Annotated in this window: 30 protein-coding genes; 3 read left to right on the plus strand and 27 right to left on the minus strand. The window is 67.8% G+C overall.

Translation table 11 applies throughout. The annotated features are described in order from the left end of the window. Positions 1–28 precede the first annotated feature (28 nt). The 25 genes from rplO to rpsL all read right to left on the minus strand — a co-directional run bounded on the left by rplO (position 29) and on the right by rpsL (position 14,352). On the minus strand, positions 29–475 hold the full coding sequence (gene rplO / locus AMYTH_RS0125250) for a 50S ribosomal protein L15 (RefSeq protein WP_017986624.1): 447 nt from the start codon (positions 473–475) through the stop codon (positions 29–31). Continuing rightward, positions 472–657 (minus strand): 50S ribosomal protein L30, encoded by a 186-nt coding sequence (gene rpmD / locus AMYTH_RS0125255; RefSeq protein ID WP_020417566.1) that lies wholly within the window; start codon positions 655–657, stop codon positions 472–474. Before rpmD ends, rplO begins: the two co-directional genes overlap by 4 nt. 1 nt (position 658) lies before the next feature. Next, positions 659–1,288, minus strand: coding sequence for a 30S ribosomal protein S5 (gene rpsE / locus AMYTH_RS0125260; protein ID WP_017986622.1), 630 nt, complete (start codon positions 1,286–1,288; stop codon positions 659–661). A gap of 37 nt (positions 1,289–1,325) precedes the next feature. Beyond that, the gene (gene rplR, locus AMYTH_RS0125265) at positions 1,326–1,727 is read right to left on the minus strand and encodes a 50S ribosomal protein L18 (protein ID WP_027932626.1); all 402 of its coding nucleotides are present in this window, start codon (positions 1,725–1,727) and stop codon (positions 1,326–1,328) included. Positions 1,728–1,729: 2 nt separating this feature from the next. Then, positions 1,730–2,269, minus strand: a complete 540-nt coding sequence (rplF, locus tag AMYTH_RS0125270) for a 50S ribosomal protein L6 (protein ID WP_020417565.1) — start codon at positions 2,267–2,269, stop codon at positions 1,730–1,732. A 17-nt stretch (positions 2,270–2,286) separates the two neighbouring features. Beyond that, on the minus strand, positions 2,287–2,685 hold the full coding sequence (gene rpsH / locus AMYTH_RS0125275) for a 30S ribosomal protein S8 (RefSeq protein ID WP_020417564.1): 399 nt from the start codon (positions 2,683–2,685) through the stop codon (positions 2,287–2,289). 74 nt (positions 2,686–2,759) lie between these two features. Continuing rightward, entirely contained in the window at positions 2,760–2,945 is a 186-nt protein-coding gene (locus AMYTH_RS0125280; RefSeq protein WP_017986618.1) for a type Z 30S ribosomal protein S14, read from the minus strand. Further along, positions 2,945–3,508 (minus strand): 50S ribosomal protein L5, encoded by a 564-nt coding sequence (rplE, locus tag AMYTH_RS0125285; RefSeq protein WP_017986617.1) that lies wholly within the window; start codon positions 3,506–3,508, stop codon positions 2,945–2,947. The genes AMYTH_RS0125280 and rplE overlap by 1 nt, the downstream gene beginning before the upstream one ends. Then, positions 3,508–3,822: a 50S ribosomal protein L24 gene (gene rplX / locus AMYTH_RS0125290; protein WP_017986616.1), complete on the minus strand. Its 315-nt coding sequence runs from the start codon at positions 3,820–3,822 to the stop codon at positions 3,508–3,510. The genes rplE and rplX overlap by 1 nt, the downstream gene beginning before the upstream one ends. Next, positions 3,822–4,190, minus strand: coding sequence for a 50S ribosomal protein L14 (rplN, locus tag AMYTH_RS0125295; protein WP_017986615.1), 369 nt, complete (start codon positions 4,188–4,190; stop codon positions 3,822–3,824). Before rplN ends, rplX begins: the two co-directional genes overlap by 1 nt. Before the next feature lie 79 nt (positions 4,191–4,269). Further along, positions 4,270–4,575 carry a 30S ribosomal protein S17 gene (gene rpsQ / locus AMYTH_RS0125300; RefSeq protein WP_020417563.1) on the minus strand — a complete coding sequence of 102 codons (306 nt, stop codon included), beginning with the start codon at positions 4,573–4,575 and terminating at the stop codon, positions 4,270–4,272. Beyond that, positions 4,575–4,823 (minus strand): 50S ribosomal protein L29, encoded by a 249-nt coding sequence (gene rpmC, locus AMYTH_RS0125305; RefSeq protein ID WP_017986613.1) that lies wholly within the window; start codon positions 4,821–4,823, stop codon positions 4,575–4,577. Before rpmC ends, rpsQ begins: the two co-directional genes overlap by 1 nt. Further along, the gene (gene rplP, locus AMYTH_RS0125310) at positions 4,823–5,242 is read right to left on the minus strand and encodes a 50S ribosomal protein L16 (protein ID WP_017986612.1); all 420 of its coding nucleotides are present in this window, start codon (positions 5,240–5,242) and stop codon (positions 4,823–4,825) included. Before rplP ends, rpmC begins: the two co-directional genes overlap by 1 nt. Positions 5,243–5,245: 3 nt before the next feature. Then, positions 5,246–6,091 carry a 30S ribosomal protein S3 gene (rpsC, locus tag AMYTH_RS0125315; RefSeq protein ID WP_017986611.1) on the minus strand — a complete coding sequence of 282 codons (846 nt, stop codon included), beginning with the start codon at positions 6,089–6,091 and terminating at the stop codon, positions 5,246–5,248. Continuing rightward, positions 6,091–6,492: a 50S ribosomal protein L22 gene (gene rplV / locus AMYTH_RS0125320; RefSeq protein WP_026153758.1), complete on the minus strand. Its 402-nt coding sequence runs from the start codon at positions 6,490–6,492 to the stop codon at positions 6,091–6,093. The genes rpsC and rplV overlap by 1 nt, the downstream gene beginning before the upstream one ends. Before the next feature lie 31 nt (positions 6,493–6,523). Then, positions 6,524–6,805 (minus strand): 30S ribosomal protein S19, encoded by a 282-nt coding sequence (gene rpsS / locus AMYTH_RS0125325; RefSeq protein ID WP_017986609.1) that lies wholly within the window; start codon positions 6,803–6,805, stop codon positions 6,524–6,526. A gap of 18 nt (positions 6,806–6,823) precedes the next feature. Further along, the gene (gene rplB, locus AMYTH_RS0125330; protein WP_026153757.1) at positions 6,824–7,657 is read right to left on the minus strand and encodes a 50S ribosomal protein L2; all 834 of its coding nucleotides are present in this window, start codon (positions 7,655–7,657) and stop codon (positions 6,824–6,826) included. Positions 7,658–7,672: 15 nt separating this feature from the next. Beyond that, positions 7,673–7,984, minus strand: a complete 312-nt coding sequence (gene rplW / locus AMYTH_RS0125335; protein ID WP_017986607.1) for a 50S ribosomal protein L23 — start codon at positions 7,982–7,984, stop codon at positions 7,673–7,675. Beyond that, positions 7,981–8,667 carry a 50S ribosomal protein L4 gene (gene rplD / locus AMYTH_RS0125340; RefSeq protein ID WP_017986606.1) on the minus strand — a complete coding sequence of 229 codons (687 nt, stop codon included), beginning with the start codon at positions 8,665–8,667 and terminating at the stop codon, positions 7,981–7,983. The genes rplW and rplD overlap by 4 nt, the downstream gene beginning before the upstream one ends. Beyond that, positions 8,664–9,320, minus strand: a complete 657-nt coding sequence (rplC, locus tag AMYTH_RS0125345; protein WP_027932628.1) for a 50S ribosomal protein L3 — start codon at positions 9,318–9,320, stop codon at positions 8,664–8,666. The genes rplD and rplC overlap by 4 nt, the downstream gene beginning before the upstream one ends. Before the next feature lie 31 nt (positions 9,321–9,351). Then, positions 9,352–9,657, minus strand: coding sequence for a 30S ribosomal protein S10 (gene rpsJ / locus AMYTH_RS0125350; protein ID WP_003883485.1), 306 nt, complete (start codon positions 9,655–9,657; stop codon positions 9,352–9,354). A 363-nt stretch (positions 9,658–10,020) separates the two neighbouring features. Next, complete coding sequence (tuf, locus tag AMYTH_RS0125355) at positions 10,021–11,214, minus strand: elongation factor Tu (protein ID WP_017986604.1); 1,194 nt, start codon at positions 11,212–11,214, stop codon at positions 10,021–10,023. A gap of 129 nt (positions 11,215–11,343) precedes the next feature. Beyond that, positions 11,344–13,443 carry an elongation factor G gene (fusA, locus tag AMYTH_RS0125360; RefSeq protein ID WP_017986603.1) on the minus strand — a complete coding sequence of 700 codons (2,100 nt, stop codon included), beginning with the start codon at positions 13,441–13,443 and terminating at the stop codon, positions 11,344–11,346. 64 nt (positions 13,444–13,507) lie between these two features. Further along, positions 13,508–13,978: a 30S ribosomal protein S7 gene (gene rpsG, locus AMYTH_RS0125365; RefSeq protein WP_017986602.1), complete on the minus strand. Its 471-nt coding sequence runs from the start codon at positions 13,976–13,978 to the stop codon at positions 13,508–13,510. After that, positions 13,978–14,352: a 30S ribosomal protein S12 gene (gene rpsL, locus AMYTH_RS0125370; protein ID WP_003102113.1), complete on the minus strand. Its 375-nt coding sequence runs from the start codon at positions 14,350–14,352 to the stop codon at positions 13,978–13,980. The genes rpsG and rpsL overlap by 1 nt, the downstream gene beginning before the upstream one ends. 550 nt (positions 14,353–14,902) lie before the next feature. Here rpsL and AMYTH_RS0125375 point away from each other — a divergent pair. Genes AMYTH_RS0125375 through AMYTH_RS0125385 form a run of 3 tightly spaced genes read left to right on the plus strand, consistent with a single transcriptional unit; the run spans position 14,903 to position 17,056 of the window. Then, a complete protein-coding gene (locus tag AMYTH_RS0125375; RefSeq protein WP_027932629.1) occupies positions 14,903–15,490 on the plus strand; it encodes a YbaB/EbfC family nucleoid-associated protein in 588 nt (195 codons plus the stop codon). After that, the gene (locus tag AMYTH_RS0125380; protein WP_027932630.1) at positions 15,487–15,828 is read left to right on the plus strand and encodes a type VII secretion target; all 342 of its coding nucleotides are present in this window, start codon (positions 15,487–15,489) and stop codon (positions 15,826–15,828) included. Before AMYTH_RS0125375 ends, AMYTH_RS0125380 begins: the two co-directional genes overlap by 4 nt. Before the next feature lies 1 nt (position 15,829). Beyond that, positions 15,830–17,056, plus strand: a complete 1,227-nt coding sequence (locus AMYTH_RS0125385) for a WXG100 family type VII secretion target (protein ID WP_027932631.1) — start codon at positions 15,830–15,832, stop codon at positions 17,054–17,056. Positions 17,057–17,113: 57 nt separating this feature from the next. Here AMYTH_RS0125385 and AMYTH_RS49050 read toward each other — a convergent pair whose 3' ends face one another. Together AMYTH_RS49050 and AMYTH_RS0125395 are read right to left on the minus strand one after the other, a co-directional pair. Beyond that, positions 17,114–17,260, minus strand: coding sequence for a hypothetical protein (locus AMYTH_RS49050; RefSeq protein ID WP_123684003.1), 147 nt, complete (start codon positions 17,258–17,260; stop codon positions 17,114–17,116). A gap of 119 nt (positions 17,261–17,379) precedes the next feature. Continuing rightward, on the minus strand, positions 17,380–21,291 hold the full coding sequence (locus AMYTH_RS0125395; protein WP_017986597.1) for a DNA-directed RNA polymerase subunit beta': 3,912 nt from the start codon (positions 21,289–21,291) through the stop codon (positions 17,380–17,382). Between the last annotated feature and the right edge of the window lie 13 nt (positions 21,292–21,304).

Here is a 21,304-nt window from a genome sequence, read left to right on the forward strand (position 1 = left end):
ACCAGCGGGCCCTTGCCGCAGGCAGAACTCAGAGCTCGGTGGCCGAACCGCCGGCCGCCTCGAGCTTCTCCTTCGCGGACGAGGAGAACTTGTCGGCGGTGACGTTCAGCTTCACGCCGTTCAGGTCGCCGTTGCCGAGGACCTTGACGAGCTCGTTCTTGCGAACCAGACCGCGCTCGACCAGCTGCTCCTTGGTGACGTCGCCACCGTCCGGGAAGACCCGGGCGATGTCGCCGACGTTCACCGGCTGGTACTCGGTGCGGAAGCGGTTCTTGAAGCCACGCAGCTTCGGCAGCCGCATGTGGATGGGCATCTGCCCACCCTCGAAACCGGCGGGCACGTTCTTCCGGGCCTTGGTGCCCTTCGTACCGCGACCGGCGGTCTTGCCCTTCGAACCCTCACCACGACCGACGCGGATCTTGTCGCGCTTGGCGCCCGGGGCCGGGCGCAGGTGGTGGATCTTGATGGCCGTCATGCCTTGACCTCCTCAACAGTCACGAGGTGGCGGACGGTATGGATCAGACCGCGGACCTCCGGGGTGTCCTCGCGCACCACGGACTGCCGGATCTTGCGCAGCCCGAGGGTCCGCAGGGACTCCCGGTGGTTGTGCTTGGTGCCGATCTTGCTCTTGACCTGGGTCACCTTGAGCTGAGCCATGTCAGACCCCCTGTCCCGCACGCTGACGCAGCATCCGGGCCGGCGCGACGTCCTCGAGCGGCAGACCGCGACGGGCCGCCACCTCCTCCGGACGCTGGAGACCCTTCAGGGCCGCCACGGTGGCGTGCACGATGTTGATCGCGTTGTCCGAGCCGAGCGACTTCGACAGCACGTCGTGCACACCCGCGCACTCCAGCACGGCGCGGACCGGGCCACCGGCGATGACACCGGTACCGGCGCTGGCCGGGCGGAGCAGGACCACACCGGCGGCCTCCTCACCCTGGACCGGGTGCGGGATGGTGCCGGCGATCCGGGGAACGCGGAAGAAGTTCTTCTTCGCTTCCTCGACGCCCTTGGCGATGGCCGCGGGAACTTCCTTGGCCTTGCCGTAGCCGACGCCGACCTGACCGTCGCCGTCACCGACGACCACCAGGGCGGTGAAGCTGAAGCGACGACCACCCTTCACGACCTTGGCGACGCGGTTGATCGCGACGACGCGCTCGAGGTGCGGGGTCTTCTCCTGGCCGGCCCCGCCACGGCCACCGTCGCGGCGATCGCGGCGGTCACGACGGTCGCGGTCGTTGCCGCCCGGGCCGCCCTGTCCACCGCCCTGCCGTGTACGTCCCGGCATCAGGCTTTCCTTCCATTCGCGAGCATGTGCATGGTTCTCAGAACTCCAACCCCGCCTCGCGAGCGGCGTCGGCCAGCGCGGCGATGCGGCCGTGGTAGCGGTTGCCACCGCGGTCGAACACGACGCTGGAGATGCCCGCACCCTTGGCACGGGCGGCCACGAGCTCGCCGACCTTGGCGGCTTTGGCCTTCTTGTCGCCCTCGAGCGCACGCACGTCGGCCTCGAGGCTCGACGCCGAGGCGACCGTGTGGCCTGCCACGTCGTCGATCACCTGGACCGTGATGTGCCGCGAGGACCGGTGGATGACCAGCCGGGGCCGCTGAGCGGTCCCGCCGACCTTCTTGCGAAGCCGGAAGTGACGGCGCGCCTTCGCGACGCGGCGCCGGGTCGAGATGTCCTTGCCGACCGGCTTCCGCTTCTTCGTTGCCGTTTCGCTCATGATCACTTACCCGTCTTTCCGACCTTGCGACGGATGCGCTCACCCTCGTAGCGCAGCCCCTTGCCCTTGTACGGGTCCGGACGGCGGAGCCGGCGGATCACCGCGGCGATCTGGCCGACCTTCTGCTTGTCGATGCCGGACACGGAGAACCGGGTCGGGGTCTCGACCTTGAAGGTGATGCCTTCCGGCGCCTCGATCAGCACGGGGTGGCTGTAGCCGAGGGCGAACTCGAGGTTGCTGCCCTTGGCCTGGACGCGGTAACCGACACCGTGGATCTCGAGCTTCTTCTCGTAACCCTCGGTCACACCCACGACCAGGTTGTTGACCAGCGTGCGGGTCAGACCGTGCAGCGCACGGCTCTCCCGCTCGTCGTCCGGGCGCTTGACCAGCAGCGCGCCGTCCTCACCGCGCTCGACCGTGATCGGCTCGGCGATAGTGTGCGAAAGGGTGCCCTTGGGACCCTTCACCGAAATGTTCTGGCCGTCGATGGTCACCTCGACCCCGGAAGGGACGGTGATCGGCTGCTTACCGATGCGCGACATGCCTGCTCTCCCTTCCGTTACCAGACGTAGGCGAGGACTTCCCCGCCCACACCGTTGCGCTTGGCCTGCCGGTCGGTCTGAAGGCCGCCCGACGTCGAGATGATCGCGATGCCCAGCCCGCCCAGCACGCTCGGCAGCTCGGTCGACTTGGCGTACACCCGCAGACCCGGCTTGGACACGCGGCGCAGACCGGCGATGCTGCGCTCGCGGTTGCGGCCGTACTTCAGTTCCACGATGAGGTTCTTGTGCTTCTCACCCGGCTCGTCCCGGTAGCCCGAGATGTAACCCTCGCGCTTCAGGATCTCGGCGATGTTCGCCTTGAGCTTCGAGTGCGGCACCACGACCTCGTCGTGGTACGCCGAGTTGGCGTTCCGCAGACGTGTCAGGAAGTCTGCGATGGGGTCGGTCATCGTCATGGTGACCTTCAACCTTTCTCGCCTGGTTCCCCCTAGTCAGAGGGCCTGTGGCGAAGTGGGAGCTTCTGTCGTTCCTACCAGCTGGACTTGGACACACCGGGGAGTTCGCCCGCGTGCGCCATCTCGCGCAGGCAAACCCGGCACAGTCCGAACTTGCGGAACACCGAGTGGGGCCGGCCGCACTTGTTGCAGCGCGTGTAGGCACGCACCTTGAACTTCGGCTTGCGGGCCGCCTTGGCGATCAGAGCCTTCTTGGCCATCAGTTCTCCTTGAACGGGAAGCCGAGCTTGCGGAGCAGCGCGCGGCCCTCGTCGTCGGTGGTAGCGGTGGTGACAACGGTGACGTCCATGCCGCGCGGGCGGTCGATGGAGTCGGGGTCGATCTCGTGGAACATGGACTGCTCGTTGAGACCGAAGGTGTAGTTGCCGTTGCCGTCGAACTGCTTGGCCGACAGCCCGCGGAAGTCGCGGATACGCGGCAGCGCGATCGTCAGCAGCCGGTCCAGGAACTCCCACATGCGGTCGCCGCGCAGCGTCACGCGCGCACCGATCGGCTGGCCCTCACGCAGCTTGAACTGCGCGATGGACTTGCGCGCCCGGCGCACCTCGGGCTTCTGACCGGTGATGGCCGCGAGGTCGCGGATCGCACCGTCGATCAGCTTGCTGTCCCGCGCGGCGTCGCCGACACCCATGTTGACGACGACCTTGACCACGCCCGGGATCTGGTGGACGTTCTCGTAGCCGAACTCGCTGCGGAGCTCGCCCTTGATCTCTTCGCGGTACCGCGTCTTCAACCGCGGCACGATCTTCTCTGCGGTCGTCATCAGATGTCCTTACCGGTCCGGCGCGAGATGCGAACCTTCTTGCCGTCCTCGCCGATGCGGTAGCCCACGCGGGTCGGCTTGCCGTCGGAGTCCACGACCATCACGTTCGACACGTGGATCGGGGCCTCCTGCGTCACGATGCCGCCGGACTGCGCGCCGCGCTGGGTCTGGGAGATCCGGGTGTGCTTCTTGATCCGGTTCACGCCCTCGACCAGCACCCGCTGGCGCTCCGGGTAGGCCTTGATGACCTTGCCCTTGGCGCCCTTGTCCTTGCCGGCGATGACGACGACCGTGTCGCCCTTCTTCACCTTCATCAGAGCACCTCCGGCGCCAGCGAGATGATCTTCATGAACTTGCGGTCACGCAGCTCACGGCCGACCGGGCCGAAGATGCGGGTGCCGCGCGGCTCGTTGTCGTTCTTGATGAGCACGGCGGCGTTCTCGTCGAACTTGATGTAGGAGCCGTCCGGGCGACGCCGCTCCTTCGTCGTGCGGACGACGACGGCCTTGACCACGTCACCCTTCTTCACCCCGGCAGCCGGGATGGCGTCCTTGACGGTGGCGACGATGATGTCGCCGATACCCGCGTAGCGCCGTCCCGAGCCACCGAGCACGCGGATGCAGAGGATCTCCTTGGCACCCGTGTTGTCGGCGACTCGCAGCCGCGACTCCTGCTGGATCACGTCAACTCCTGTATGTCGCGCCGGTTCTCACCTTCCGGCGAGCCTGGCGGAACGGAGGAGGCCCGAGATGGGCCTCCGATTACTTGGCCTTCTCCACGATCCGCACGAGCCGCCACCGCTTGGTGGCCGAGGTCGGGCGGGTCTCCATGAGGATCACGCGGTCACCGATGCCGGCGGTGTTCTCCTCGTCGTGCGCCTTCACCTTGCTGGTGGAGCGGAGAACCTTGCCGTAGCGGCGGTGCTTCTTGCGGTCCTCGAGCTCGACCACGATCGTCTTGTCCATCTTGTCCGAGACGACGTAGCCCTCACGGACCTTGCGGTAGTTGCGACCGGATTCGGCGCTCTGCACCGGCTGCGCGGCGAGCTCTGGGGTCTGCTCACTCATCAGGCAGCACCTTCTTCATTCTCGGCGTCGGGGGAAACGGACAGGCCGAGCTCGCGCTCCCGCATCACCGTGTAGATCCGAGCGATGTCGGCACGGACGGTGCGGAGGCGGCGGTTGTTGTCCAGCTGCCCGGTGGCCATCTGGAAGCGGAGGTTGAACAGCTCCTCCTTGGCTTCCTTCAGGCGCAGCACGAGCTCCTCGTTGGTGAGCTCACGCAGCTCTGCGGCGGCGACACCTGCCTGCGCCATCAGAACTCACCACCTTCACGGGTCACGATGCGGCACTTCATGGGGAGCTTGTGGATCGCGCGGCGCAGCGCCTCGCGAGCCTGGGCCTCGTTCGGGAAGCTCAGCTCGAACATGACGCGGCCCGGCTTCACGTTGGCGACCCACCACTCGGGCGAACCCTTACCGGAACCCATGCGGGTTTCGGCCGGCTTCTTGGTGAGCGGACGGTCCGGGAAGATGTTGATCCAGACCTTGCCGCCACGCTTGATGTGCCGGGTGATGGCGATACGAGCGGACTCGATCTGCCGGTTGGTCACGTAGTGGTGCTCAAGCGCCTGGATGCCGTACTCACCGAAGGTGACCTTCGTGCCGCCCTTGGCGGCACCGGCGCGCTTCGGCGAGTGCTGCTTGCGGTGCTTGACCTTGCGTGGGACGAGCACGCCTCAGCCCTCCGTCTTCTCGGCCGCGTCCGGCGAACCCTGCGCGGGCGCCTCGCTGGTCGCGACATCCGTGTCGGCCTTCGCGGCGGCAGCGGCGCGGCCGGCTTCGGTCGAGGTCGGCGTCGTGCCCTGGGCGCCGGAACGGCGCGGGCGCGACGGACGCTCCCGGCGCGGACGCTCGTTGGCGGCCGCGGCGTCCCGCTCGGCCTTGGCCTTCAGGCCGCCGACCAGGTCACCCTTGTAGATCCACACCTTCACGCCGATGCGGCCGAAGGTGGTGCGGGCCTCGAAGAAGCCGTAGTCGATGTCCGCGCGCAGCGTGTGCAGCGGGACCCGGCCGTCGCGGTAGTGCTCCGACCGCGACATCTCGGCACCGCCGAGGCGGCCGCTGCACTGCACGCGGATGCCCTTGACCTGCGACGAGCGCATGGTCGTCTGGATCGCCTTGCGCATCGCGCGGCGGAACGCCACGCGGTTGGACAGCTGCTCGGCGACGCTCTGGGCGACCAGCTGCGCGTCGGCCTCGGGGTTCTTGACCTCGAGGATGTTCAGCTGGACCTGCTTGCCGGTCAGCTTCTCCAGCGAGCCGCGGATCCGGTCGGCCTCCGCGCCGCGGCGGCCGATCACGATGCCCGGACGCGCGGTGTGGATGTCGACCCGCACGCGGTCACGGGTGCGCTCGATCTCGACCTTGGAGATGCCGGCGCGCTCCATGCCCGTGGACAGCAGCTTGCGGATCTTGACGTCCTCGGCCACGTACTCCGCGTACTGCTTGTCGGCGTACCAGCGCGACTTCCAGTCGGTGGTGATCCCCAGCCGGAAGCCGTGCGGGTTGATCTTCTGGCCCACTAGCGGCCACCTGCCTTCTTCTTACCGCTCTTCTTCGCTTCCGGACGCGACTCCACCTCGACCGTGATGTGGCTGGTCCGCTTCCGGATCCGGTACGCACGGCCCTGGGCGCGCGGCTGGATGCGCTTGAGGGTCGGGCCCTCGTCGGCGTACGCGTTCTTCACGAACAGCGTGTCCGGGTCCAGGTTGAGGTTGTTCTCGGCGTTGGCCACGGCGCTGGCGAGCACCTTCGCCACCGGCTGGCTCGCCGCGTACGGCGAGAACCGGAGCACGGCAAGGGCTTCGGCGGCGCTAAGACCCTTGATCAGCTCGATCACCCGGCGCACCTTCGTCGGCGAGTCCCGGACGAAGCGAGCCCGCGCCACGGCCACCTGGGCCGGAGCGGTTTCTGGGGCTGTCATCGCTTGCTTTCCCTAACTCTCGTGTGCCCGCTCAGCGGCGGCGCGACTTCCGGTCATCCTTGACGTGACCCTTGAAGGTCCGCGTCGGAGCGAACTCGCCAAGCTTGTGGCCGACCATGGCCTCGCTGACGAACACCGGCACGTGCTTGCGGCCGTCGTGCACCGCGATGGTGTGACCCAGCATGTCCGGGATGATCGTGGACCGGCGGGACCAGGTCTTGATCACGGTCTTCTTGCCCGACTCGTTGAGCGCGTCCACCTTCTTGAGCAGGTGGTCGTCCACGAACGGGCCCTTCTTCAGGCTACGCGGCATGTTGTCTTACCTCCCTGCTCAGCGCTTCTTGCCGGTACGCCGGCGGCGGACGATCAGTGCGTCGGACGGCTTGCGGCGGCGGGTGCGGCCCTCCGGCTTGCCGTTCGGGTTCACCGGGTGGCGACCACCCGAGGTCTTGCCCTCACCACCACCGTGCGGGTGGTCGACCGGGTTCATCACGACACCACGGACGGTCGGGCGCTTGCCGCGCCAGCGGTTGCGGCCCGCCTTGCCCCAGTTGATGTTCTGGTGCTCGGAGTTGCCGACCTCGCCGACGGTGGCGCGGTTGCGCACGTCCACGTTGCGGATTTCGCCCGAGGGCATCCGCAGCTGGGCGTACGGGCCGTCCTTGGCGACCAGCTGCACGCGGGCGCCGGCGGAGCGGGCGATCTTCGCGCCGCCACCGGGACGCAGCTCGATGGCGTGCACCACGGTGCCGACCGGGATGTTGCGCAGCGGCAGGTTGTTGCCCGGCTTGATGTCGGCGCGCGGGCCGGCTTCCACCGTGTCGCCCTGCTTGAGCTTGTCCGGCGCGATGATGTAGCGCTTCTCGCCGTCCGCGTAGTGCAGCAGCGCGATGCGGGCGGTCCGGTTGGGGTCGTACTCGATGTGCGCGACCTTGGCCGGGATGCCGTCCTTGTCGTTGCGCCGGAAGTCGATGACCCGGTAGGCCCGCTTGTGGCCGCCACCCTTGTGCCGGGTGGTGATCTTGCCCGAGGAGTTGCGGCCGCCCGACTTGCTCAGCGGGCGCAGCAGCGACTTCTCCGGCTCGGACCGGGTGATCTCGGCGAAGTCCGACACGCTCGAGCCACGGCGGCCCGGAGTCGTCGGCTTGTACTTACGAATACCCATGACAGCTTCCGTCCCTTACGCGGCGGGTCCGCCGAAGATCTCGATCGGCTTGCTCTCGGCGGACAGCGTCACGACGGCGCGCTTGACGTTCTTGCGCTTGCCGAAGCCGTAGCGGGTCCGCTTGCGCTTGCCCTGCCGGTTCAGCGTGTTCACGCTGACGACCTTGACGCCGAAGATCTGCTCGACGGCGATCTTGATCTGCGTCTTGTTGGCGTCCGGCCGGACCTCGAACGTGTACTTGTGGTCCTCGAGGAGCCCGTAGGACTTCTCGGAGATCACCGGCGCGAGCACGATGTCACGAGGGTCCGGGATGGCAACGCTGCTCACTGCGCTTCACTCCCTTCAACCTCGCTGGCCCGAGCCGAAGCCTTGGCCGCCTTGCCCTTGACGGGACCGGCGATGAAGGCGTCGTACGCGGCCTTGGTGAACACCACGTCGTCGTTGACCAGCACGTCGTAGGTGTTGAGCTGGTCGGGGTTGATCAGGTGCACGTTCGGCAGGTTGCGGGCCGACAGCCAGCCCTGCTCGTCCTCGCGGTGCAGCACGACCAGCAGGCGCTTGGCCTGGGTCACGGCGGCGAGGACCTTCTTCGCCTCCTTGGTGCTGGGCTTCTCGCCCGACACCAGCTCGGTGATGACGTGCACCTGGCCGGCGCGCGCCCGGTCGGAGAGGGCGCCACGCAGGGCAGCGGCCTTCATCTTCTTCGGGGTGCGCTGGGTGTAGTCGCGCGGCGTGGGGCCGTGGACGGTGCCACCGCCGGCGAACTGCGGGGCGCGGGTCGAACCCTGGCGGGCGCGGCCGGTGCCCTTCTGGCGGTACGGCTTCTTGCCGCCACCGGAGACCTCGCCGCGGGTCTTCGTGTCGTGCGTGCCCTGGCGCGCGGCGGCCTGCTGGGCCACCACGACCTGGTGCATCAGCGGCACGTTGGCCTGCACGTCGAAGATCTCGGCGGGGAGCTCGACGGTGCCCTCGGCGCTGCCGGCCGGGGTCTTCAGCTCGACGCTGGTCATTCGTTAGCACCACCCTTCGCGGCGGTCTTGACGAAGACGAGGCTGCCCTTGGGGCCGGGGACGGCGCCCTTGATCAGCAGCAGGCCCTCTTCGGCGCGCACGTCGTGGACGGTCAGGCCCTGCGTGGTGACCTTGACGCCACCCATGCGGCCGGCCATCCGCAGGCCCTTGAACACACGGCCCGGGGTGGCGCAGCCACCGATCGAGCCGGGGGCGCGGTGCTTCGCCTGGTTACCGTGGCTGGCGCCCTGGCCCTTGAAGCCGTGGCGCTTCATGACACCGGCGTAGCCCTTGCCCTTGCTGGTGCCCGTGACGTCGACGCGCGAGCCGGCGGGGAACACCTCGGCGGTGATCTCCTGGCCGACCTCGTAGCTCTCGGCGTCGGTCGTGCGCAGCTCGGCGAGGTAACGCCGCGGGGTCACGCCCGCCTTCTGGAAGTGGCCGGTCACCGGCTTGTTGACCTTGCGCGGGTCCACGGCGCCGAAAGCCAGCTGCACGGCCTGGTAGCCGTCGTTGTCCTGGGTACGGATCTGGGTCACCACGTTCGGCCCGGCCTGCACGACGGTCACCGGAACGATCCGGTTGTCCTCGCCGAAGACCTGGGTCATGCCGAGCTTGGTGCCCAGGATGCCCTTTACTTGCCTGTCAGACATGAGTCTCTTATCTCCGCCGCTCGCCCAACGCTTACTGGATGTTGACGTCGACGCTCGCCGGGAGGTCGATGCGCATGAGCGCGTCGACCGTCTTCGGCGTCGGGTCGAGGATGTCGATCAGCCGCTTGTGCGTGCGCATCTCGAAGTGCTCGCGCGAGTCCTTGTACTTGTGCGGCGAGCGGATGACGCAGTAAACGTTCTTCTCGGTGGGCAGCGGCACAGGTCCGACGACCGAGGCGCCGGTGCGCGTCACCGTCTCGACGATCTTGCGCGCGCTGGCATCGATCGCCTCGTGGTCGTAGGCCTTGAGCCTGATGCGGATCTTCTGTCCCGCCATGGTCGCAGCTCGTTCCTTCGTCTTGTGCCGCTATCTCTACCCGCGCATTCGCGCCGGTTTCCGCACGTCAACGCCCTCGCGTCCGATCCACGCGGTCGGGCGTGTCGCGCCCGCTGCGCAGACTGATCCCGTAGGAGGATCGTCGTCGTGCCGGTTGGTCTTCACCGCGAGACGGCCGTGCCGGCCATCTGTCGCGCCCGCGGTCTCCCCCTGGGAAACCCACGGACCAAGGCCGCTCGCGCCGGGGCGGCCGATTTCTCTAGAGATATCGGCCGCCCCGCAACGAGCAACTCAACTAGTGTCGCACACGTGGTTCCACAACCCGGCCCCGGGGTGCTATAAGCACTCCGGGGCCGGATGGAATCACTTGATGATCTTGGTGACCTGGCCCGCGCCGACGGTCCGGCCACCCTCACGGATGGCGAACCGCAGACCCTCGTCCATGGCGACCGGCTGGATGAGCTGCACCTTGATCTCGGTGTTGTCACCCGGCATGACCATCTCGGTGCCCTCGGGGAGGGTCACGACGCCGGTCACGTCGGTCGTGCGGAAGTAGAACTGCGGGCGGTAGTTGTTGAAGAACGGCGTGTGCCGGCCACCCTCGTCCTTGGACAGGATGTAGACCGAGCCCTCGAACTCCGTGTGCGGAGTCGTGGTGCCGGGCTTCACGACGACCTGGCCGCGCTCGACGTCCTCGCGCTTGATGCCGCGGAGCAGCAGACCGACGTTGTCACCGGCCTGGCCCGAGTCGAGCAGCTTGCGGAACATCTCGACACCGGTGACGGTGGTCTTGGTCGACTTCTCGCGGATACCCACGATCTCGACCTCTTCGTTGACGTTGATCTGGCCGCGCTCCACGCGACCGGTCACGACGGTGCCGCGGCCGGTGATGGTGAAGACGTCCTCGATCGGCATCAGGAACGGCTTGTCGAGGTCACGCACCGGGTCCGGCACGTTGTCGTCGACGGCCTGCATGAGCTCGAGAACCGACTCGGCCCACTTGGCGTCGCCCTCGAGGGCCTTGAGGCCGGAGACCTTGACCACGGGGGCGTCGTCGCCGGGGAACTCCTGCGAGGACAGCAGCTCGCGGACCTCCAGCTCGACGAGCTCGAGGATCTCCTCGTCGTCCACCATGTCGGCCTTGTTCAGGGCCACCACGATGTAGGGCACGCCGACCTGGCGGGCGAGCAGCACGTGCTCACGGGTCTGCGGCATCGGGCCGTCGGTCGCGGCGACCACCAGGATCGCGCCGTCCATCTGGGCGGCACCGGTGATCATGTTCTTGATGTAGTCCGCGTGACCGGGGGCGTCCACGTGGGCGTAGTGACGCTTCTCGGTCTGGTACTCGACGTGCGAGATGTTGATCGTGATGCCGCGCTGCTTCTCTTCCGGCGCGTTGTCGATCTGGTCGAACGCCCGGGACTCGTTGAGCTCCGGGTACTTGTCGTGCAGAACCTTGGTGATCGCCGCGGTCAGCGTGGTCTTGCCGTGGTCGACGTGACCGATGGTCCCGATGTTGACGTGCGGCTTGCTCCGCTCGAACTTCGCCTTCGCCACTGGAATGTCCTCCTGGACTCTTGCTTTTGCTTCACCGGACGGCGTGGCAGCCGAACGGCGATCGATCTGGTCGGTTGTGCGGACCCTAGGGGAGGCCCCTGTGCGCGCCCGCGTTGGGTGCGGAGGGGTTTACTCCCCCGTCGCCTTCGCGATGATCTCCTTCGCGACGTTCGAGGGAACCTCGGCGTAGGAGTCGAACGTCATCGAGTAGTTCGCCCGACCCTGGGTACGAGACCGCAGGTCGCCGACGTACCCGAACATCTCGGACAGCGGAACCAGTGCCTTCACGACTCGGGTGCCTGCCCGCTCGTCCATGGCCTGGATCTGGCCACGGCGAGAGTTGAGGTCGCCGATGACGTCACCCATGTAGTCCTCGGGGGTGGTCACCTCGACGGCCATGACCGGCTCGAGCAGAACCGGGCTGGCCTGGCGCGCGGCCTCCTTGAGCGCCATGGAACCGGCGATCTTGAAGGCCATTTCCGACGAGTCGACCTCGTGGTAAGCGCCGTCCAACAGGGTCACCTTCAGCCCGACCAGCGGGTAACCGGCGAGGACACCGTACTGCATGGCGTCCTGGGCACCGGCGTCCACCGACGGGATGTACTCGCGCGGCACGCGGCCACCGGTGACCTTGTTGTCGAACTCGTAGAGGGCGCCGTCGCCAGTGGACAGCGGCTCCAGCTTGATGATCACGCGCGCGAACTGACCAGAACCACCGGTCTGCTTCTTGTGCGTGTACTCGTACTTCTCGACCGTGCGGCGGATCGTCTCGCGGTAGGCGACCTGCGGCTTACCGATGTTCGCCTCGACCTTGTAGTCGGACTTCATGCGGTTGACCAGCACCTCGAGGTGCAGCTCGCCCATGCCCGCGATGATCGTCTGACCGGTCTCCTCGTCCAGCTGGACCTGGAAGGTGGGGTCCTCCTCGGCCAGCTTCTGGATCGCGGTCGACAGCTTCTCCTGGTCGGCCTTCGTCTTGGGCTCGATGGCCACCTTGATGACCGGCTCCGGGAAGGTCATCGACTCGAGGACGATCGGGTTCTGCGGGTCGCACAGGGTGTCACCAGTCGTGGTGTCCTTCAGGCCGATGACCGCGTAGATGTGGCCGGCCTGGGCCTCGTCGACCGGGTTCTCCTTGTTGGAGTGCATCTGGAAGAGCTTCCCGATGCGCTCCTTGCGCTCCTTGGTCGAGTTGATGACCTGCGCGCCGGCGGCGACCTTGCCCGAGTACACCCGGACGTAGGTCAGCTTGCCGAAGAACGGGTGCGCGGCGATCTTGAACGCCAGCGCCGCGAACGGCTCGTCGACCGACGGCTTCCGGGACGCCGGGGTCTCACCGTCGGTGAGGGTGCCCTCGACGGCGGGGACGTCCAGCGGCGACGGCAGGTAGTCGATCACCGCGTCCAGCATGGGCTGCACGCCCTTGTTCTTGAACGCGGAGCCGCACAGCACCGGGTACGCCTCGCGGGCGACCGTCAGCTTGCGGATGCCGGCCTTGATGTCGGCCTCGGACAGCTCCTCGCCGCCGAAGTACTTCTCCATCAGGGCGTCGTCGGTCTCCGCGACGGCCTCGATCAGCTTGTCGCGGTACTCGGCGGCCTTGTCGGCGAGGTCGGCCGGGATCTCCTCGACCTCGTAGTCCTCGCCCTTCTTGACCTCGCCCCGCCAGGTCAGCGCCTTCATGCGGACCAGGTCGATGACGCCCTGGAAGTCGCTCTCGGCGCCGATCGGCAGCTGGATGACCAGCGGGCGAGCGCCGAGGCGCTCCTCGATGGTGCGCACGGTGAAGTAGAAGTCCGCGCCCAGCTTGTCCATCTTGTTGACGAAGCAGATGCGCGGGACCTCGTACTTGTCGGCCTGGCGCCAGACCTGCTCGGACTGGGGCTCGACACCCTCCTTGCCGTCGAAGACGGCAACGGCACCGTCGAGCACCCGCAGCGAACGCTCCACCTCGACGGTGAAGTCGACGTGGCCGGGGGTGTCGATGATGTTGATCTGGTGGTCGGCCCAGAAGGTGGTGGTGGCAGCCGAGGTGATGGTGATACCCCGCTTCTGCTCCTCCTCCATCCAGTCCATCGTCGCGGCGCCGTCGTGCACCTCGCCGATCTTGTAGTTGATCCCGGTGTAGAACAGGATCCGCTCGGTGGTGGTGGTCTTACCGGCGTCGATGTGAGCCATGATGCCGATGTTGCGGACCTTGTTCAGGTCGGTCAGCACGTCGCGTGCCACTGCACTGTTCCCCTGTCTCGAAGCTTGGGGCCCGGCCTGGCTTGTCTCGGCAGCCGGGCTACGTTCACCACCGGTAGTGGGCGAACGCCTTGTTGGACTCGGCCATCTTGTGGGTGTCCTCGCGGCGCTTCACGCTGGCCCCGAGGCCGTTGCTCGCATCGAGCAGCTCGTTCTGCAGGCGCTCGATCATGGTCTTCTCACGGCGGGCGCGGGAGAAGCTGACGATCCACCGCAGCGCAAGGGTCGTCGAGCGGCCCGGCTTGACCTCGATCGGCACCTGGTAGGTGGCACCACCGACGCGGCGGCTCTTCACCTCGATGCTCGGCTTCACGTTGTCCAGCGCACGCTTCAGCGTGACGACGGGATCCGTGCCGGTCTTCTCACGGGCGCCTTCCAGCGCGCCGTAGACGATGCGCTCGGCCAGCGAGCGCTTGCCGTCGGTCAGCACCTTGTTGATCAGCTGCGTGACCAGCGGAGAACCGTAGACCGGGTCGGAGATCAGCGGCCGCTTCGGGGCCGGACCCTTGCGGGGCATTAGCTCTTCTCCTTCTTCGCGCCGTACCGGCTGCGCGCCTGCTTGCGGTTCTTCACACCCTGGGTGTCGAGCGAACCGCGGATGATCTTGTAGCGAACGCCGGGCAGGTCCTTCACACGACCACCGCGCACGAGCACCATCGAGTGCTCCTGCAGGTTGTGGCCCTCGCCCGGGATGTAGGCGGTGACCTCGATGCCGCTGGTCAGCTTGACACGCGCGACCTTGCGCAGCGCCGAGTTCGGCTTCTTGGGCGTCGTGGTGTACACGCGGGTGCACACGCCACGCCGCTGCGGACTCCCCTTGAGGGCCGCGGTCTTCTGCTTGGCAGCCTTGTCCTGGCGGCCCTTGCGGACCAGCTGCTGGATCGTGGGCAATGGACCAGCCTTCTGTCGCGTCTTGCTTGTTCCGTCTTGGTCTCCCCGGCCCCCGAGGTCGGGCGTGTCGGCCCGCGTCTGGGTCTCTCGACCGCTAACGTTCCCTCGGATTTCCGTGGAGCTCCGCTTCGCCGCGGCCGTCGCCACGATGCCGGAGCATCCCCGCTTGGCCGAAAAGCACGCAGAGCGGCCCGACGCATGCCGGGCACAGTCGTCAAAGATACCCGCCCTTGCGGCAGGCGGTGGCATCGGGGGTCCCTAACGGGCTCACACCCCGGCTCCGGCGAGAAGGTGGTGTGGCGAGTCTAGCGGAAAGACGGCCGCACAGGACCGTTCCGCCAACTGTCGGGACACCGTCGGCCGGCGCGTTCGAGCAGGTCGGCGGGCATCTTCGGCATCAGTAACAACGCCGGAATTGGCGGTGGAATTCCCGCGTGGCGAAAAGTGATCAATCGAATCGGTGAGTTCCACGGAAGCGTGCCCGGCGCACACACGGGTGGTGCATGATCCGATACCGAAGGTGCGTAATTCACCACGGGGAGGGACCTGCATGGCCTACGGCAGCCATGGCGACCTGGTCGAGCAGCTGCAGCAGAAGCTGCGCCGGATCGACGAGCTGAAGCAGCAGGGTGAGCAGCGGCAGGCCGCGTTCACCCGGATGAAGGACGAGATCGGCGAGCTGTCGGTCACCGTGTCCTCCCCCGACCGGGGCGTGACGGTCGTCGCCGGGCCGGGCGGGAGCGTGCAGTCGGTGCGGGTGACCGAGGAGGCGTTGCAGGGCAGCGCGATCCAGCTGTCGTCGACGATCACGACGACGATCCACGAGGCGGTCGCCGCGGCGGCCCGCAGGCAGGCGGCGATCGTGCAGGACGCGCTCGGGCCGTCCAGCAACGTGCTGGAGCAGGTGCTGCAGACCCAGGCGGAGGCGTTCGGCACCAGCGTGGCCGCGCTGAAGGCGACGGTCGCGGACGAGCGCCCGGTGGTGCCGCAGCGGCCCATCGACCAGGGTGCGGACTTCGCCGAGGAGGACTTCCTGGCCGAGCAGCAGCCGGCCCGCCCGGCCCGCCCGGAGGTCCGCCGCAGGCCCGCCGAGGACGACGACTTCCTGGACCCGTTCGACGAGGGTGACCGCCGGTGAGCGGGGGCTTCTCGGTCGACGTCGGAGCGCTGCGCAAGACGGCCGCCGCGGCGGCCGCGCAGACCTCGCAGGTCAGCGCCTTGCAGCAGCAGATGCAGGACGCCGACGTGCCGCCGGTGTCGTGGGGCCTGCTCGGGCAGCCCATCGTGCACACCGTCTACCGGGACATGCTGGGCCAGCTGAAGGACCACCTGGCGCAGATGGCCGAGGGCTACCAGGCGATCGGCGCGAAGCTGACGAAGGCCGCCGACATGTACGCCGCCATGGACGACGGCGTGGTCGCCGCGTTCCGGGACATCGGCGAAGACCTGGACGAGGCAGCCGAGGGAGTGGTCTGACGTGCCGACCAACGAAGAGGCGCTGGTCGGCCACCTCGGCGACTTCGCGGGCGAGTACGACACCGAGGCGAACCTGGAGCGCCTCGTGGACACCCCGGCGGGACAGCTCTACGACAAGGGCGAACAGGCGTTCGACGCCACGTCCAAGCTCCGGCAGGCCATGGACGACGGCGACCTCCGGGCGCTGGCGAGCGACGGTTTCCACGCGCTCAGCGCGGCCACGAGCTTCGTGGACGAGGCGGCCGGCACCATCACCGGCATCGTCTCCGATCCGCTGGGCTGGCTGATCTCCAACGGCGTGAGCTTCCTGATCAGCTGGATCGAGCCGCTCAACGAGGCGCTCGAGCTGGTCACCGGCGATCCAGAGGCGCTGCAGGCCGGCGCGGACGCCTTCAACGCGCTGGGCGGGGACATCGAGCGGCTGTGCGCCGACACCGAGAAGCTGCTCGTCGAGGGCCTTGCCGGCTGGGAAGGCCCCGCTGCCGCGGCGGCGGGCGAACGGCTGGCGGAGTTCCGGGACGGGCTCAAGGGCACCGCGGGCGCCACCGGCGAGATCGCGACACTGCTCGCGGTCAGCTCGGCCGTGATGAGCGTGATCAAAGACGTGATCACCAGCATCATCAGCGACTTCGTGGAGTGGCTGATCGTGACCTGGCTCGCCGCGCTCGCGGCGTCCACCGTCACGTTCGGCGGCTCGCTCACCGTGGCGACGGGAGCCACCGCCGTGCGAGCAGGCACGGAGACCATGAAGGCCAACCGCTGGGTTCTCAAGCTCAAGCAGATCATCGACAAGCTCAACGAGCTCATCGGCAGGATCCAGGCGTTTCTGGCGAAGATCCCCGGGTTCCGGAAGCTCGCCGACGGCCTGGGCACCGCGGACAGCCGGGTCGGCAAGCTCGTCGACGGCACGCTGACCGAGAACCTGGGCGACGAACTCGTCGGCAAGCTCAAGGACGGCACCGAGACGCTCGGCGGCGCGATCCGCGAGCGGGCAGGCAAGACGATCCGGGACTCGGCGGTCGAGGCCGCCAAGGAGAAGGTGTTCTCGACCTACGACAACATCGCGAAGGACGGCAGCGGCGAGGAGATCAAGATCCCGGACCTGGCGGGCACCGCCAAGGCGGCCAGCGAGACCGTTCAGCCGTTCAAGGACGCCGTCGAGCGGCGGGGGGCTGCCGGGGATCCGGACATGGACGACGCCGAGATCAGCGGCAAGCTCGACTTCTGAGCCATGCGAAGAGGGGCCCCAGGCGCGTGCCTGGGGCCCCTCTTCACGGGCGAAGACCTAGTCGTCCTCGTCGGGTTTGGCGTGGTCCGGCTTGCCCGGGTTGGGGTCCCTCGACAGGTCGATCGCCGGGTGCGTCGGGGCGCCCTCGGGCGCTGCGTGCCGCCCTCTCGACGGCGCCTCATCCGGGGTCTGCTCTGCGTTCACAACGCCCTCCTCGTGTCGCTCGTGTGAACTCGCGCCTCACGCTACCTCCGCGGCCCGCCCCGGACACGACGAAGCCCCCGGCTCCACGAAGGGAACCGGGGGCTCGCGAACAACTCAGGTCAGCGGAAGTCGCGACCGAAGTCGTAGTCGTCCAGCGGAACCGCGGCGCCGGTGCCGGTGCCGAAGACGTCCGGGGTGTAGTAGCCGTCGTCGTAGGACGGGATGGCGTACGCCGCCACCCGGGCCTCCTCCGTCGGCTGCACCTGGATGTTCCGGTACCGGTTGATGCCGGTGCCCGCCGGGATCAGCTTACCGATGATCACGTTCTCCTTGAGGCCCACGAGCTTGTCGCTGCGGCCGTTGATCGCCGCGTCGGTCAGGACACGCGTGGTCTCCTGGAACGACGCCGCCGACAGCCACGAGTCCGTGGTCAGCGAGGCCTTCGTGATACCCATCAGCACCGGGCGGCCCGAGGCCGGCTCGCCGCCCTCGGCCACGACCGACCGGTTCGTGCTCTCGAACTTGGTCCGCTCGGGCAGCTCGCCCGGCAGGAAGTCCGTCGAACCGGAGTCGATGATCGTCACCCGGCGCAGCATCTGCCGGACGATGACCTCGATGTGCTTGTCGTGGATCGACACACCCTGGGCCCGGTACACCTTCTGGACCTCTTCGACGAGGTGCATCTGCGCCTCGCGCGGGCCCATGACACGCAGCACCTCGTGCGGGTCCGGCGTGCCCTCGAGCAGCAGCTGGCCGACGTTCACGTGGTCGCCGTCCTGCAGCGGCCCGTTCGGCGTGTTGGCCAGGCGCTGACGCTTCGACAGCTTGTCGAAGACGATCTCCTCGCCACCGTCGTCCGGGATGAGCGTGATCTTCCAGAACCGCTCGCTCTCCTCGATGCGCACGCGGCCATCGACGTCGGCGATCGGCGCCTTGCCCTTCGGGACCCGGGCCTCGAACAGCTCGGTGACACGGGGCAGACCGGTCGTGATGTCGTCACCGGCGACACCACCCTGGTGGAAGGTACGCATCGTCAGCTGCGTACCCGGCTCACCGATCGACTGGGCGGCGACGATACCGACGGCCTCACCCACGTCGACGAGCTTGCCGGTCGCCATCGAGCGGCCGTAGCACATCGCGCAGACACCGACGGCCGACTCGCAGGTCAGCACCGAGCGGACCTTGACCTTGGTGACGCCGAACGCGATCAGCTTCTCCATGGCCGGGTCGGACAGGTCGTCGCCCGCGTTGAGCACGACGTTGCCCTGCTCGTCGGTGACGTCCTGGGCGAGCGTCCGGGCGTACACGCTGGTCTCCACGTGCGCGCCGCGCAGCACGGTGCCGTCCGGCTGCTTCTCGCCGATCGGCCGGGTCACGCCGCGGCTGGTGCCGCAGTCGGTCTCCCGGACGATGACGTCCTGCGACACGTCCACCAGACGACGGGTCAGGTAACCCGAGTCGGCGGTCCGCAGCGCGGTGTCGGCCAGACCCTTCCGCGCACCGTGGGTGGCGATGAAGTACTCCGCCACCGACAGGCCCTCGCGGAAGTTCGACTTGATCGGGCGCGGGATGTACTCACCCTTCGGGTTCGACACCAGACCACGCATACCGGCCAGCGACCGGACCTGGGTCATGTTGCCCGCCGCCCCGGACTTCACGATCATCGAGATCGGGTTGTCCTCCGGGAAGGCGTCCTCCATGATCTCGGCGACCTCGTCGGTCGCCTGGGTCCACACCTTGACCAGCTCGTTGTTGCGCTCGGCGTGCGAGAGCTGACCACGCTGGTAGCGCTTCTCCACCTGCGCGGCCTTGGCCTCGTACCGGTCGAGGATCTCCTTCTTCTCCGGCGGCACGATGACGTCGAACATCGACACCGTGACACCCGAGCGGGTGGCCCAGTAGAAGCCGGCGTCCTTCAGCCGGTCCAGGACCTGCGCGACCTGCGTCATCGAGTACCGCTCGGCGAGGTCGTTCACGATCGCCGCCTGGCGCTTCTTCGGCAGCGGCTCGTTGATGAACGGGTAGTCCGCAGGCAGCAGGTCGTTGAACAGCACCCGGCCCAGGGTGGTCTCGGCCAGCCACGGCTGACCGGGCTCCCAGCCCTTCTCGGTGAGCTCGGCGATCTGGGCCTTGTTCGGCTGACGGTCCTTGACGCGGATCTTGATCGGCGCGTGCAGGCCCAGCGTCTTGCGGTCGAAGGCCATGATGGCCTCGGCCGGGGAGCTGAACGCCTGGCCGGCGCCGACCGCGTTCTCGTCGAGACGGGTCAGGTGGAACAGGCCGGTGACCATGTCCAGACGCGGCATGGCCAGCGGGCGACCGGACGCCGGCGACAGAATGTTGTTCGCCGACAGCATCAGGATCCGGGCCTCGGCCTGCGCCTCGGCCGACAGCGGCAGGTGCACCGCCATCTGGTCACCGTCGAAGTCCGCGTTGAACGCCTCGCAGACCAGCGGGTGCAGCTGGATGGCCTTGCCTTCGACCAGCTGCGGCTCGAAGGCCTGGATGCCCAGCCGGTGCAGGGTCGGCGCACGGTTGAGGAGCACCGGGTGACCGGTGATGACCTCTTCCAGCACGTCCCACACCTGCGGGCGGGCCCGCTCCACCATCCGCTTCGCGGACTTGATGTTCTGCGCGTGGTTCAGGTCGACCAGCCGCTTCATGACGAACGGCTTGAACAGCTCCAGCGCCATGTCCTTGGGCAGACCGCACTGGTGCAGCTTCAGCTGCGGGCCGACGATGATGACCGAACGGCCCGAGTAGTCGACGCGCTTGCCGAGCAGGTTCTGGCGGAACCGGCCCTGCTTGCCCTTGAGCAGGTCGGACAGCGACTTCAGCGGCCGGTTGCCGGGACCGGTGACCGGACGACCGCGGCGGCCGTTGTCGAACAGCGCGTCGACGGCCTCCTGCAGCATCCGCTTCTCGTTGTTGACGATGATCTCGGGCGCGCCGAGGTCGATCAGCCGCTTGAGGCGGTTGTTCCGGTTGATGACCCGGCGGTACAGGTCGTTGAGGTCCGAGGTGGCGAAGCGGCCACCGTCGAGCTGCACCATCGGGCGCAGGTCCGGCGGGATCACCGGGACCGCGTCGAGGACCATGCCGCGCGGGTCGTTGCCGGTGGCCTGGAAGGCCGCGACGACCTTGAGCCGCTTCAGCGCGCGGAGCTTCTTCTGCCCCTTGCCGTTGCGGATGGTGTCGCGCAGCTTCTCGGCCTCGGCGTTGACGTCGAACTCGGTGGCCAGCTTCTGAATGGCCTCCGCGCCCATGCCGCCGGTGAAGTACTCGCCGTAGCGGTCGTACAGCTCGCGGTACAGGGTCTCGTCCGCGATCAGCTGACGCGGCTCGAGCTTGGTGAAGGTGGTCCAGATCTCCTCGAGCCGGTCCAGCTCGCGCTGGGCGCGGTCGCGGAGCTGCTTCATCTCCCGCTCGCCGCCCTCCTTGACCTTCCGGCGCACGTCGGACTTGGCGCCTTCGGCCTCGAGCTGGGCGAGGTCGGCCTCGAGCTTCTGCGCGCGCGCCTCGATGTCGGCGTCGCGCTTCGCCTCGATGTTCTTCCGCTCGACGCTGATCTCGTTCTCCAGCGTCGGCAGGTCGTTGTGCCGCAGCTCGGTGTTCACACCGGTGATCACGTAGGCCGCGAAGTAGATGATCTTCTCGAGGTCCTTGGGCGCCAGGTCGAGCAGGTAGCCCAGGCGCGAGGGAACACCCTTGAAGTACCAGATGTGCGTGACCGGCGCGGCCAGCTCGATGTGGCCCATCCGCTCACGACGCACCTTGGCACGGGTCACCTCGACACCACAGCGCTCGCAGATGATGCCCTTGAAGCGGACCCGCTTGTACTTACCGCAGTAGCACTCCCAGTCCCGGGTGGGGCCGAAGATCTTCTCGCAGAAGAGCCCGTCCTTCTCCGGCTTCAGGGTGCGGTAGTTGATGGTCTCCGGCTTCTTGACCTCGCCGAAGGACCACTGACGGATGTCATCGGCGGTCGCCAGGCCGATCCGGAGCTCATCGAAGAAGTTGACGTCCAGCACGTCGTTGCATCCC

It is taken from the genome of Amycolatopsis thermoflava N1165, assembly GCF_000473265.1.
In the GTDB taxonomy this organism is placed as follows: domain Bacteria; phylum Actinomycetota; class Actinomycetes; order Mycobacteriales; family Pseudonocardiaceae; genus Amycolatopsis_E; species Amycolatopsis_E thermoflava.

Bases quoted from the DNA above. Each gene is read 5' to 3' on its own strand.
- rplE (WP_017986617.1), bottom strand. From the start codon at position 3,508: ATGACGACCGCAGAGAAGATCGTGCCGCGGTTGAAGACGCGGTACCGC.
- rpsE (WP_017986622.1), bottom strand. From the start codon at position 1,288: ATGCCGGGACGTACACGGCAGGGCGGTGGACAGGGCGGCCCGGGCGGC.
- AMYTH_RS0125375 (WP_027932629.1), top strand. From the start codon at position 14,903: ATGGCCTACGGCAGCCATGGCGACCTGGTCGAGCAGCTGCAGCAGAAG.
- rpmC (WP_017986613.1), bottom strand. From the start codon at position 4,823: ATGGCGCAGGCAGGTGTCGCCGCCGCAGAGCTGCGTGAGCTCACCAAC.
- rplR (WP_027932626.1), bottom strand. From the start codon at position 1,727: ATGAGCGAAACGGCAACGAAGAAGCGGAAGCCGGTCGGCAAGGACATC.
- AMYTH_RS0125280 (WP_017986618.1), bottom strand. From the start codon at position 2,945: ATGGCCAAGAAGGCTCTGATCGCCAAGGCGGCCCGCAAGCCGAAGTTC.
- rplB (WP_026153757.1), bottom strand. From the start codon at position 7,657: ATGGGTATTCGTAAGTACAAGCCGACGACTCCGGGCCGCCGTGGCTCG.
- rplC (WP_027932628.1), bottom strand. From the start codon at position 9,320: ATGTCTGACAGGCAAGTAAAGGGCATCCTGGGCACCAAGCTCGGCATG.
- rpsQ (WP_020417563.1), bottom strand. From the start codon at position 4,575: ATGAGTGAGCAGACCCCAGAGCTCGCCGCGCAGCCGGTGCAGAGCGCC.
- rplV (WP_026153758.1), bottom strand. From the start codon at position 6,492: ATGACAGCCCCAGAAACCGCTCCGGCCCAGGTGGCCGTGGCGCGGGCT.
- rplF (WP_020417565.1), bottom strand. From the start codon at position 2,269: ATGTCGCGCATCGGTAAGCAGCCGATCACCGTCCCTTCCGGGGTCGAG.
- rplD (WP_017986606.1), bottom strand. From the start codon at position 8,667: ATGACCAGCGTCGAGCTGAAGACCCCGGCCGGCAGCGCCGAGGGCACC.
- rpmD (WP_020417566.1), bottom strand. From the start codon at position 657: ATGGCTCAGCTCAAGGTGACCCAGGTCAAGAGCAAGATCGGCACCAAG.
- rplX (WP_017986616.1), bottom strand. From the start codon at position 3,822: ATGAAGGTGAAGAAGGGCGACACGGTCGTCGTCATCGCCGGCAAGGAC.
- rplO (WP_017986624.1), bottom strand. From the start codon at position 475: ATGACGGCCATCAAGATCCACCACCTGCGCCCGGCCCCGGGCGCCAAG.
- rpsG (WP_017986602.1), bottom strand. From the start codon at position 13,978: ATGCCCCGCAAGGGTCCGGCCCCGAAGCGGCCGCTGATCTCCGACCCG.
- rpsS (WP_017986609.1), bottom strand. From the start codon at position 6,805: ATGCCGCGTAGCCTGAAGAAGGGCCCGTTCGTGGACGACCACCTGCTC.
- rpsH (WP_020417564.1), bottom strand. From the start codon at position 2,685: ATGACGATGACCGACCCCATCGCAGACTTCCTGACACGTCTGCGGAAC.
- rpsJ (WP_003883485.1), bottom strand. From the start codon at position 9,657: ATGGCGGGACAGAAGATCCGCATCAGGCTCAAGGCCTACGACCACGAG.